Source organism: Chryseobacterium oleae (genome assembly GCF_900115055.1).
Classification (GTDB): Bacteria; Bacteroidota; Bacteroidia; order Flavobacteriales; family Weeksellaceae; genus Chryseobacterium; species Chryseobacterium oleae.
The window spans coordinates 177,646-190,218 of sequence record NZ_FOVD01000001.1 but is presented as its reverse complement, the minus strand read 5'-3'; the positions used below and the strand labels follow the sequence as shown (position 1 = coordinate 190,218).

10 protein-coding genes and 1 riboswitch are annotated in these 12,573 nt (G+C 37.8%); of the genes, 2 read left to right on the top strand and 8 right to left on the bottom strand.

The genetic code is table 11. The features are described 5' to 3' along the window. Window positions 1-3,189, top strand: a complete 3,189-nt coding sequence (locus BM143_RS00895) for an efflux RND transporter permease subunit (RefSeq protein WP_090021956.1) — start codon at window positions 1-3, stop codon at window positions 3,187-3,189. A 380-nt stretch (window positions 3,190-3,569) separates the two neighbouring features. Here BM143_RS00895 and BM143_RS00890 read toward each other — a convergent pair whose 3' ends face one another. The 5 genes from BM143_RS00890 to metE form a co-directional block, all read right to left on the bottom strand. Continuing rightward, window positions 3,570-4,016 (bottom strand): KTSC domain-containing protein, encoded by a 447-nt coding sequence (locus BM143_RS00890; protein WP_034725280.1) that lies wholly within the window; start codon window positions 4,014-4,016, stop codon window positions 3,570-3,572. A 267-nt stretch (window positions 4,017-4,283) separates the two neighbouring features. Further along, window positions 4,284-4,784, bottom strand: coding sequence for a DUF6036 family nucleotidyltransferase (locus BM143_RS00885; RefSeq protein ID WP_090021954.1), 501 nt, complete (start codon window positions 4,782-4,784; stop codon window positions 4,284-4,286). A gap of 685 nt (window positions 4,785-5,469) precedes the next feature. Continuing rightward, window positions 5,470-6,201 (bottom strand): SDR family oxidoreductase, encoded by a 732-nt coding sequence (locus BM143_RS00880; protein WP_090021951.1) that lies wholly within the window; start codon window positions 6,199-6,201, stop codon window positions 5,470-5,472. 94 nt (window positions 6,202-6,295) lie between these two features. Beyond that, a complete protein-coding gene (locus BM143_RS00875) occupies window positions 6,296-6,676 on the bottom strand; it encodes a helix-turn-helix domain-containing protein (protein ID WP_090021949.1) in 381 nt (126 codons plus the stop codon). A 238-nt stretch (window positions 6,677-6,914) separates the two neighbouring features. Next, window positions 6,915-9,236 (bottom strand): 5-methyltetrahydropteroyltriglutamate--homocysteine S-methyltransferase, encoded by a 2,322-nt coding sequence (gene metE, locus BM143_RS00870; RefSeq protein WP_090021947.1) that lies wholly within the window; start codon window positions 9,234-9,236, stop codon window positions 6,915-6,917. A 179-nt stretch (window positions 9,237-9,415) separates the two neighbouring features. Beyond that, window positions 9,416-9,600: riboswitch (cobalamin riboswitch) on the bottom strand. A 154-nt stretch (window positions 9,601-9,754) separates the two neighbouring features. On the opposite strand from metE, the gene BM143_RS00865 reads away from it, so the two are divergent. Beyond that, window positions 9,755-10,216: an Lrp/AsnC family transcriptional regulator gene (locus BM143_RS00865; protein WP_034725285.1), complete on the top strand. Its 462-nt coding sequence runs from the start codon at window positions 9,755-9,757 to the stop codon at window positions 10,214-10,216. Between the two features lie 96 nt (window positions 10,217-10,312). Here the strand turns inward: BM143_RS00865 and BM143_RS00860 are convergent, their stop codons facing one another. The 3 genes from BM143_RS00860 to nudK all read right to left on the bottom strand — a co-directional run bounded on the left by BM143_RS00860 (window position 10,313) and on the right by nudK (window position 12,559). Next, window positions 10,313-11,077 carry a hypothetical protein gene (locus tag BM143_RS00860; RefSeq protein WP_090021944.1) on the bottom strand — a complete coding sequence of 255 codons (765 nt, stop codon included), beginning with the start codon at window positions 11,075-11,077 and terminating at the stop codon, window positions 10,313-10,315. 208 nt (window positions 11,078-11,285) lie between these two features. Then, the gene (locus tag BM143_RS00855) at window positions 11,286-11,969 is read right to left on the bottom strand and encodes a hypothetical protein (protein ID WP_090021941.1); all 684 of its coding nucleotides are present in this window, start codon (window positions 11,967-11,969) and stop codon (window positions 11,286-11,288) included. 8 nt (window positions 11,970-11,977) lie between these two features. Continuing rightward, complete coding sequence (gene nudK, locus BM143_RS00850; RefSeq protein ID WP_090021939.1) at window positions 11,978-12,559, bottom strand: GDP-mannose pyrophosphatase NudK; 582 nt, start codon at window positions 12,557-12,559, stop codon at window positions 11,978-11,980. Window positions 12,560-12,573 lie beyond the last annotated feature (14 nt).

Below are 12,573 nucleotides of genomic sequence, written 5' to 3'. Positions count from 1 at the left end.
ATGAAGTTAGCAGAAATATCCATTAAAAGGCCGTCCCTGGTTATCGTATTGTTTACGATACTTACGCTGGGTGGTTTATTAAGTTACTCCATGATGGGGTACGAGTTGATTCCAAAGTTTGAAACCAATATGGTAACCATTTCTACGGTATATCCGGGAGCTTCGCCTGCTGAGGTGGAAACTTCGGTAACCCGAAAGATTGAAGATGCCGTGGGTTCCCTGGAAAACGTAAAGAAAGTAGAATCTTCATCTTACGAAAGTTTATCGGTAATCATGGTTCAGTTGAATACCGGTGCCGATGTAAACTACGCTTTGAATGACGCACAGAGAAAGGTAAATGCTATTCTGGCAGACCTTCCGGACGATGCCGATCCTCCTTCTCTGCAAAAGTTCTCATTGGATGATCTTCCGATCATGACTTTGAGTATTTCCAGTAACAAGCTGAATAATAAAGATCTTTATGACCTTTTAGATAAAAAAATAGAACCTATTTTCTCCCGTGTAAACGGTGTGGCTCAGGTTGACCTTGTAGGTGGACAGGAGAGAGAGATTCAGGTGAATTTAGATGAAAAGAAAATGCAGGGGTATGGTATTGCCATCGCAGACGTACAGCAGGCCATTCTTACCTCCAACCTGGATTTCCCGACGGGAGCTTTGAAGACAAGAACTTCAAGATCTACGATCAGACTTTCCGGTAAGTATAAAAGTGTAGATGAGATGAACAGCCTTGTGGTTTCCAATAAAGATGGAGCTCAGGTTCGTTTGTCTGATATTGCAACCGTTTTCGATACACAGAAAGATGTGGAGAAAGTGGCAAGATACAACCAGAATTCTACGATTTTACTTCAGGTTAAAAAACAATCTGACGCCAATGCAGTTTCCGTTTCAGAAGCCATTCAGAAAACTATTGAGAATGTTCAGAAAGATTATAAAACGCAGGCGATTAAAATCAATACCGTAGATGACTCAACAGACTTTACGCTTGAAGCTGCAGACCACGTAATTTTCGACTTATTCTTAGCGATTATCCTGGTAGCAGTAGTAATGCTATTGTTCCTTCATAACATCAGAAACGCATTCATCGTAATGGTTTCTATTCCGATGTCATTGATTGCAACGGTAATTGGAATGTATCTGATGGGGTACACCTTAAACCTGATGAGTTTACTTGGACTTTCATTGGTTGTGGGTATTCTTGTGGATGACGCGATTGTAGTACTGGAGAACGTTTACCGTCACATGGAGATGGGAAAAAGCAGAATCCGTGCAGCTTACGATGGTGCTTCGGAAATTGGATTTACGGTAACCGCTATTACCCTGGTAATCGTGGTGGTATTCTTACCGATCGCGATGAGTTCAGGATTGGTTGCTGATATCCTGGCGCAATTCTGTGTCACGGTAGTTATTGCGACATTATTCTCGTTATTGGCATCATTTACCATTATTCCTTGGTTGTCATCAAGATATGGTAAACTGGTACATCTGACAGGTAAAAATCCTTTTGAGAAATTTATCCTTTGGTTTGAAAAGCAGTTAGACAAATTTACACACTGGATCACAGGGATTCTGGAGTGGGCATTGAAATCTACCTTAAGAAGAGTGATGACCGTAATCGTAACGTTTATTATTTTGATTTCTTCATTCATGTTGGTAGCTTTCGGATTTATCGGTGGTGAATTCTTTCCTAAAATGGACAGAGGCCAGTTCCTTGTTCAGATGGAATTACCAAAAGACGCTTCCGTAGAAAAAACCAATCAGATTACTTTAGCGGTTGAAAGATATCTTAGAAATGATAAAGATGTAGTGGATATGATCACGACAGTTGGTCAGCAGTCATCAGGTTTTGGTGGAGCACAGGCTACATTGTATCAGTCAGAAATTCAGGTGATTTTGGTAGATAAATCTGAGCGTAACGAAAGCACAGATATCAAGTCTGCAAAAATCAAGAGAGCTTTAGAAGAAAAATTCACAGGTGTTGAATTTAAAACGGCACCAATCGGATTAATGGGAGCAGATAATGCACCAATTGAAATGGTAGTAACGGCTCAGGACAACGAAACGGCTAATAAAGAAGCGAACAGAATTCTTGAATTGCTTAAAAAAGTTCCCGGTTCTGTAGATGCAGAATTATCTACGGACTCTGGTAGTCCTGAAGTACAGGTGAATATTGACAGAGATAAAATGGCGTCTTTAGGCTTAAATCTTTCCAGTGTAGGAAAAACGATGCAGACTGCATTCAGTGGAAATACAGACGGAAAATTCAGAGCCGGAGAATATGAATATGATATCAACATCCGTTTTGGTGATGCCAACAGAAAGTCTATTGATGATGTAAGAAACCTGATGTTTACAAACCCTCAGGGAGAACAGATCAGACTGAGCCAGTTTGCTGATGTAAAAATGGGTTCAGGACCGAGTTTGCTTGAACGTAGAGATAAAGCACCTTCTGTAAAAGTAAAATCTAAGGTGGTAGGTCGTCCTGTAGGAGACGTTGCCAACGAATGGGCAGCTCAGTTTATGGATAACGAAAAGACCAAACCGGCAGGAGTAAGCTATATCTGGAGTGGTGATATGGAAAACCAGACGGAAGGTTTCGGTACGTTAGGAATTGCCTTGATGGCAGCCATCGTATTGGTTTATCTGGTAATGGTTTCACTGTATGACTCATTTGTATATCCGTTCGTGGTATTGTTCTCTATTCCTCTGGCATTGATCGGGGTAATGGTTATTCTTGCCATCACCGGAAACTCATTAAACATCTTTACGATGCTGGGGATGATCATGTTGATTGGTTTGGTAGCGAAGAACGCGATTATGATTGTCGACTTTGCGAATATGAGAAAAGCAGCAGGTGCGAATACCCATGATGCTTTGATTCAGGCAAACCACGCCCGTCTTCGTCCGATCCTGATGACCACGATTGCGATGATCTTCGGTATGATCCCGATTGCGATTGCAAAAGGAGCCGGAGCAGAGATGAACAACGGATTGGCCTGGGTAATTATCGGTGGTTTGACATCATCATTATTCCTGACGTTGATCATTGTACCGGTAGTATACTCATTATTTGATTCTATTCTAAGAAGAATGGGCAAAGGTGAAAAAGTAGACTATGAAGCTGAAATGAAAGCTGAATACGTACATAAAGAACTAAGTGAAGACGGATACACTCCGAAACACGTAGAATAATATAACAACCTTAATTAACCTAAAAGCGCTGCAGAACTTCTGTGGCGCTTTTTTATATTAGAATTGGGGAATTAAATAATTGAGGAATTGAGAGATTTAGAAATTAAGGATGAGGTTTTCGACAAAGTGGATTTCAGTAATGAAAAGAGCCATTGGTTTCATTCTGTCATTGCGAGGAGCAAAGCGACGAAGCAATCTCTTAACATAGTCTCCTAAATGAAATTTTTTGTTTTTTGAGATTAAATTTCAGCTTACACTGAATTCTTTAATTTCTAAGTATCTTAATTCCTGAATCTCTCAATTTTTCCTCTCTTAATTTAAAATAAAAAAGCTTCCAGAACTAGTCTGAAAGCCTTCAAATATTTTGATGCGGAAACAACTTAATCTACCATCGCCTCACCGGCTTTTCTGTAGACAAAACTTCCGTAAATGTGTCTTCTTGCAAAACGGCTTGGCGAATCAGCATTCACCATTTTGATATACGTGTTTTTTGGAACTCCGATGTATTCGTACATATTTCCGTTCAGGTGCTGAACTTTTAAAACTGCCTTTTCAAGATAAAAATCCTGAATATTAGATTTTGTGATCGTTTCAGTATACTCCTCTTTATATTTTTCCTGTGTTTCCTGGTTGATGCTTACCAAGAAATGGTATGCTTCAATCACAGCCTTACTTTTTTCTTCTGCTTCCAGTTTCCCGGCTTCGTCATCAATAAATTTATCAGGATGCGAATCTTTCATCGTATTTCTGTAAATTGTCTTTAATTCCTTTAAAGTAACGGTCTTATCAACATTAAGAAGTTTTCTGTATTCGCCTAATTTTTTCATAACTGTAAATCCTTATTTCGGGGTGCAAAATTAAGCTTTTTAATTTAAAAAACCGTAAGTTATTCAGTATTAATTTATTTGAGAATTAAAAAACAGGTGTTTGTCAAATGTTTTTTTGTTTTTTAATAGGATAAATTGTTGATAACTTAAGTTAACTGATTGTAGAAGATATTGATATGACTTCATTTGCGATGTGACATAGAAGTCTACTACTTTATTTTATAAAACCGGAAGAAAGGGGATGAGTCAAGAATGTATTTTGCTTTATCAATCAATATTGCCTAAATTTTTAAGCTCATTAATATCTTCCAAATCTTTTTTTCTTCCGCTTGATTTTTTATCTTCAATGAGGTCATAAAGACTTATAAAATAAATATTTATACCATCCAGTTGTACAGTTTCTTTTTTAAGACTTGCTGCTGAATAAGTAGTGTTAGAACGGGTTTTAGGAAGAAAATCTACATTGAAATCAGATAATTCGAACTTGAAAAAAGATTTTTTAGGGTCTGGACTTTTCTCAGCCCGGTATTTCGTAACATCTTTTCCTAGATTTTCAATAGCATTAATTAACCTGAAGTAATTTTCATAAGTTGGATTGTACCAGATGTCAATATCAGGTTTCTCCGAAATTGTACCATCCATATTTGTAGAGGGTCTGTAATATCCATAATAAGCAACTGCTGTTCCGCCAACTATCATATACTGCACGGAATGTTTTTCCAAAAGTTCGCAGATATGCAGCAAGCTTATTTTGAAATTATCCTCCATATAGTCAACTGCTTTTATTAGAAGATTTTTGAATGGATTTAATAAATTGTTCGAATTTTTTATGTTTTTTATCCGCGGCTTCTTTATCCAATGGAGTATGTTCATTGGACTTTAATTCTTTAAAAGATGAATATTTTATAACGGTTTTCATTTGGGATAAATAACTATCTTAGTTGTTGTTACTAAGTTACAAAATATATTACAAATCTATAGGTTCTTGAAATAAGTCTTAGCAGCTTTTTCTTTACTTCATCTCAATCTCCACAACCTATCGTATTCCCCAAAATATCCAGCTAATAATTTTTCAAAGGATTTATAGACATCATCAACATTCGTAAAAATAACGATTCCATTCTTTGTCTTTTGAATAATATTGTTGTGTAATAATGGGCTAAACCCATTTCTATTGTATTGTGAGAATCCTAATTACTCTTTCCGTCCGCTTAGTCAATCAATCTGAAAAATTGATTATTCTTTGTTGTAATTAAATCAACAGGATGAATTTTAAACCTTTGCGTCTAAAATTCAATACATTGAACCGATCCAACAGGTTTTCAGAAACTATCAGAAATTCAATAGGGGTGGGCTTTAGCCCGCCCGATCATTATGATTCAAACAAAAAACGGCTTTAGCCAAAACATAAAAAAACAGGAAAATATCCTGTTTAATTAAATTTGAAAAACTTCTACCACGCAATTTCCAATCCATCACCGAAAAACTTTCCGGATGGACCATTTTGATCAATCGTGGCGTATTTAATAATGGCTTTGGTTCCCTGTTCTACGGTCTGATATCCTGTATGTCCGTTAAGATCCGTTGCCGTAAATCCTGGATTCACACTGTTGATTTTGAAATGGGTATCTTTCAGTTCATAGGCAAGCATTACGGTAAAAGTATTGACAGCCGTTTTTGAACTGCAATAGGCTGTAAGTTTTACGTCATAAAATTCGTAATCAGGATTACTGTGATTGGTCAGGGAGCCAAGATCACTCGAAACATTGACGATTCTGGGCTCATCAGACTTTTTCATCAGCTCCAGAAAATGCTGTGTCACCTGAATAACGCCAAAGAAGTTGGTTTCGTAAACAGTTCGTAGATTGTCTAATGATATGCTCGACGCATTTTGAGGCATTTCTCCCGTAATTCCGGCATTATTGATAAGCACGTCAAGCTTTGAAATCTTAGCTCCGAGTTCTTCTCTGGCATGCTGAACAGAGAGTAAATTGGTTACGTCAATCTCCAGCAGGTCAATATCAGTAAATCCAGTCTTTTTAAGCTCTTCTACGGCTTTTAAACCTCTTTCCCGATCTCTGCTGCCGATGAAAACAAAATACCCAAGCTGTAAAAGCTGTCTCGCCGTTTCAAAACCTATCCCTTTATTAGCCCCTGTAATTAAAGCCGTTTTCTTTGTTGTCATAATTTCTGTTGTTAAATGATAGAGCAAAAATAGAAAGTGTATGACAGGGAAAATGGTGACCTTTTCTGTTTAAATGGTAACCTTTTCTGTTTTTTTAACCTGAGTGGTTTTCATTTCTGAATTCTTTGGGCGTTTTGCCTGTAAACCGTTTGAAAAATTTCGTGAAATTGGATGGGTCATAATCTAAAATCCTTGCAATTTCACTGATGGGTTTGTTGGTGTTCACAATCAGATCCTTAGAAATAATAGCCAGTTTTTCTTCATATACGGCGCAGGGTGATTTTCCCAGAACATCTTTAATGGTATCACTTAAATGATTGGGATTGATAAACAGCAAGTCTGCAAACTCATTGATTTCATAAGCGGTTTCAACCTGCCCAGACACAAGTTCGTCTAAATGTTTATCCAGTTCAGAAACAAACTGACTGGCTATTTCTGCCTGTCTTAAAGAAATACTTTTGTCCTGCTTTTTCATGAAAAATGGTGAAAAAATAATATTCAAAATTATTGAATTAAATTGATTTTCTACCTTAAAAGCTGAATTTGTCTTCCAATTCTGAAATCTAAATGATTATATAGTAGGTATCTTTAAGAAATTCAATAGGAGCGGGCTTTAGCCCGCTCACTCATCATTGTCCATTAAAAAAGGCTTTAGCCAAAACATAAAAAGCAGGAGCCAAAACTCCTGCTTAAAAATTGCAATAATGAATTCGTTAGCTTTCCTGCAACACATAAGCTGCTGCAGCTTCTCTTGATGCTTCTACCATCGCAATCAAGGCTTTTTCCGTTTCATCCCAATGACGGGTTTTCAAACCACAATCAGGATTCACCCAAAGTTGCTGAGCTGGAATTACGGCTTGGGCTTTTCTCAACAGATGAATCATTTCTTCTTTTGAAGGAACCCTTGGTGAGTGAATATCGTAAACTCCCGGGCCAATCTCATTCGGATATTTGAAATCTGCAAAGGCCTGAAGCAGTTCCATCTGGCTTCTGGAGCATTCTATGGTAATCACATCGGCATCCATATCGGCAATATTCTGAATGATATCATTGAATTCGGAGTAGCACATATGCGTATGGATCTGTGTAGTATCTTCAACACCTGAAGCTGAAATTCTGAAGGCTTCTACTGCCCATTCCAGATACTGCTGCCATTCGGACCTTCTAAGCGGAAGCCCTTCTCTGATAGCGGGTTCATCAATCTGAATAATTCTGATTCCTGCTTTTTCCAAGTCGTTGACCTCATCACGGATGGCTAATGCAATCTGTTTGCAGGTTACGGATCTTGGCTGGTCATCACGGACAAAAGACCATTGAAGGATCGTTACCGGACCGGTAAGCATTCCTTTTACCCATTTTTGAGTAAGTGATTGAGCATATTGAGACCAATAAACGGTCATTGGATGTGGTCGGTGAACATCTCCATAAATTACCGGAGGTTTTACACAACGGCTTCCGTAGCTCTGAACCCATCCGTTTTGAGTAAAGGCGAATCCGGCAAGCTGTTCCCCGAAATATTCCACCATATCGTTTCGCTCAAATTCACCATGAACCAATACATCGATGCCGATTTCTTCCTGCCAGCGGATGGTTCTTTCGGTTTCTTTTTTAAGCAGGTCATCATATTGTTCGGCAGTCAGTTCACCTTTCTTGAATTTCGATCTCCAGGCTCTTACTTCCTTAGTTTGAGGAAACGAACCGATAGTCGTTGTCGGGAATAGAGGAAGCTGAAGAACATTCTGCTGATTTTCTTTTCTTATGCTGAAAGGACTTTTTCTTTGTGCATCATTTTCAGTAGTAATATCAACACGGTCCTTCACAGCCTGATTGTGGATAAGGGATGAAATTTTACGGTTGTCAATCGCTTTTTTATTTTCTGCAAACTGTTGCAAGGCTTGGTAATCTGCTTTTCCGGCTGCCAGTTTTTTTAAAGCAACGACTTCATGAACTTTTTGTTTGGCGAAAGCCATCCACTGTTTGATCTCAGGAGATAATGTGTTTTCATTGGTTTCCAGATCAAGGTCGAAAGGAGAGTGGAGCAGGGAGCATGACGGAGCGATGAAAACCCTGTCAGATCCGATGGTATTGACCGCTTTCTCAATGATTCCCAATGATCTTTCAAAATCATTCTTCCAGATATTTCTTCCGTCTACAACACCTAAGGATAAACTCAATGTCTGTGGAATAGCATGTAAAACCTCATCCAACTGCTCGGGAGAACGTACCAAATCAATGTGTAATACATCAACCGGAAGCGAAGCCGCCAATGAAAGATTATCTTTTAAACCTTCAAAATAAGTAGCAACGATAAATTTCAGATCCGGAAACTGAGTTCTGAGTTCGCTGTAAACCGATTGATAGATTTCTTTTGCTTTTTCAGTAAGGTCCAGTCCTAAAAACGGTTCGTCAAACTGTATCCATTGAGCACCCTGGTTCTCAAGTTCTTTTACAATTTCAATATATACCGGAAGAAGATGATGGATTAAATCTAATTTGTCAAACCCTCCTTCTTTCTCTTTTCCCAGGAGAAGATAAGTAAGAGGCCCGATAATGACAGGCTTTGCATTCACTCCGGCTTGTTTGGCACTGATGAATTCAGTAATGATCTTTTGGGAAAACAATCTGAACGGCTGATTCTTTTGGAATTCCGGTACAATGTAATGGTAATTGGTATCGAACCATTTCGTCATTTCCATCGCAGTAATATCGAGATCATCTTTCTGATACCCTCTTGCCATGGCAAAATACAAATCAAGCTCTGAGGTTGATTTTCTGGCAGCAACTTCCTGATAACGCTCCGGAATGGCACCGACAGTCAGCGTCATATCCAAAACCTGGTCATAAAAAGAGAAATCGTTGCAGGGAATAAGATCGATTCCTGCTTCCTGCTGAAGTTTCCAGTTTTGCAGGCTGATATTTTTTCCGGTTTCCAGAAGTTCATTCAGTGATGTTTTGCCTGACCAATATTGCTCGCAGGCTTTTTTGAGTTCTCTGTGGCGGCCAATACGCGGGCTGCCAAGTAGGTGCGTTTGCATGTTCTTACACTTTTAAATTAAACAATAATGATGGTAAAAGCTCTTTTAGAATGCTTCGCAATGCTGCCGGGAAAGAATGTTGAGGATAAAGTGATACCATAAGGACGTAATTTTCCTGCTAACAGGGACGTTCAAAAAAAGTATCATCTGTATGACCCAAAGCTTCAGACCGCGAAAGCATTGTCAATTCAGACTAGGCAGGTCTCCTGGCTTGTAACGGTTTTCATCATCCTTCCCGCTTTCGCAGTGGATATTCACGGATAAAAACCTTTGGTATGTTACTTACAGTTGCGCGACAGCTCGTGATTTTCACACGATTCCCTATTAATCTACGTTATGTAAAACCTCTTCTGTTTGATGAAGGATGTTAAAGAACAAAATCTGGGCTAAAGGTATTGATTAAAGTGAATTGATTGGTTGAATTGAATAAAATAAGAATATAATTTGGTTTGATATTGATTTAAAAGCGAATTATTCTGTAAATTTGAAAAACATAATCCCAAAAAGAATATTATTCTGTGGAAAGACTTGACGAAAAGGATCTTCAGTTGCTTAGAATCCTGCAAAAGAATGCTAAACTGACGGTAAAGGAACTTGCCAAAGAAATAAATCTCTCACCTTCACCTGTTTTCGAACGGATGAAAAGGCTGGAGCAGGCCGGATATATTAAACATTATGCAGCCGTTTTAGAGGCCGAAAAACTGAATAGGGGATTTACTGTTTTTTGTCAGGTCAAGCTTAAGATGCATGACCGTTCCGTAGGCAACCAGTTTGTGGAAGATATTTTACAGATCGATGAAGTGGCGGAGTGTTATAATATTTCCGGAGATTTTGATTTTCTGCTCAAAGTTCAGGTAAGAGATATGAAGCACTATCAGGATTTTGTATTCAATAAATTAGGTTCATTGGATACTATTGGTAGTGCGCACAGTACTTTTGTCATGGCTGAGGTAAAAAATATTCATGGCGTAAGTATTTAAAAATAAAAACAAAAACAGCACCCGAAAACGAATGCTGTTATAATTTCTGAATCTCTAAATCATTAAATTTTTAAATGATTCAATCTTTAAATACACTTACGGCTCATCACAGTCCTGCTTCAGCTTCACAAAGATCTTGTCAAACTTCCTGTAAAGGATTCCATCATCATCCGGTTCAGCTCTGAAACTGGCGTTCGCGCAGTTGTGAAAACCCATTCCCATCAGGTCGATGAGTGCATAATCATCTTTTTGAAGATCATTAAGCTGATCATTAAATCGGGTCATCACAGATTGCGGATCAGAATTATTTTTACTTTTTGCTACTGCAAATTTCTCCCATACGGCATACATTTTCTCTTTGTCCGGAGAAGAAACGGCATCGATATATTCTTTGCAGGTATTGTAAAATTGACTGTTTTTGAGTGATGCAGGGTCAGAATAGGCATTAAGCTCTTCTTTTTTGAGCTGGTATTCTCCTTCAAAAGCCTTGATGGTTTCCTGGTGAAGTTTTTTCCATTCCGGAAGATTGATTACTTTAAGATTATACAGTTCTGCCTTTTTTTGCTGATATTGTTTATCCAGTTGCTGCAGATAGGTATTTTTATTTTTTCTGATATCTTCAAGATCTGAAAGCTTAAAAACCGTGTGATTATCAAAAGCTCCCCCGTTGAGGGTGTACAGAAGTTTAAAAACGCCGTCTATTTCCTCTTTTTTGTATTTTCCCGGATCATAATATCCTTTGTTATCGCAGTTGAAAGTCTGGTAAGCATAAAGAGCCAGATTGTTGGTCTTACCAGTTGTTTTCTGTCCAAAGGCTGCTACAGAAAGGGTTATTGAAAGGGTGAGTATTAATTTTTTCATATAATTTGTTGTGTGATGTATTTCCGGAATGACTTTCTGAATGTGGCTGTAAAATTAATATTTTGAATTTTTAAACACAAATTGCGCGAATATTTTTCACTAATAATGCGAATGTTGTCAATTTATTTGTGGAAATTCGTGGTTTATATTTGTGCTATTTGTGTTTTCAGATGTCTTTTGAAATTGACATTAACCTTTCATCATAAAACTATTGATATAATTTGAGTGACTTGTAGTCATACACGTATTTTACATCATTATTTTTGATCGTAATATCTTCACTTCCAGGTTTCAAAACTAATGAATCCGAATCAAAACTAAAAGTAATTCCATTTCCTGATTCTTTAATTAGTAAGATATCCGTCAGTTTTCTTTCCTCATTATTAGGTTCAATATCCAGATTTCCGAGATATCTGATCTTTCCTTTTTCTAATAAATAGACATCACCACCGAAAAAGTACTCATAAGCCAGCTGACAGACGATGATGATATTTCCGTTCTGACTGTTTTTATAAAAATAAGGTTCATAAAGATATGCCTCTCCTGAGCCTGGAGATTGGTAAATAATTTCGTTTTTATGATTCAGCAGTAAAAGTCTCTTTCCGAAGTCTTCTTCAGTGTCAGGTAGAGTAATCTTGCCATCAGTAAATTGGAAATTTCCTGCTACAATCTTGTTTCCTTCCACAGAAAAAGCCTGCTCAATATCGAATCCTTTGATTTTTAAATCAGAAATTTTATCAGGTTTAAGCTCAGTATATACAGCATCTTTTATAACTTCAGCTTTAGTTGGAGCTGTTGTTTCTTTTTCTACTGTTGCTTTATTTTCCTTTTTAGGTTCTTCTTTGCAGTAAATTAAAGTAAACAGAACGAATGCGGGCAATAGTTTTTTCATCTTATCTTTTATATCCTGTTTTTAATGCGGAGATATTGCAGAAGCATAATGGTTTTCGCATCCATGATCTCTCCACTGTCTATCATCGAAAGCGCATCATCAAATGAAAGTTCCAGAACTTCAATGTTTTCACCTTCTTCTTCAAGTCCGCCGCCGTCTGTAATTTTCATCTCAGAAGAATATTCCGCAATGAAAAAATGAAGGATTTCCGTTACAGAACCCGGCGACATATAGGCTTCAAATACTTTCTCCACTTTTGAGATTTTGTACCCGGTTTCTTCTTCTGTTTCTCTTTTGATACATTCCTCTGGATTATCATTATCCAGCAGGCCTGCACAGGCTTCGATAAGCATTCCTGTGGTATTTCCGTTGATGAATGTAGGCAGTCTGAACTGTCTGGTTAAAATCACAGTACCCGAAGTTTTGTTATAAAGCAGGATCACCGCTCCGTTTCCTCTGTCATAGGCTTCTCTGCTTTGGGTTTCTGTAGTTCCGTCTTTTTTGGCGATGGTGTAGGTGACTTTGTTTAAAGTGTACCAGTTGTCGGAAAGGATTTCTGTCTTAATAATGTTGATCTTAGGATTCTGCATTGGGGATATCTTCT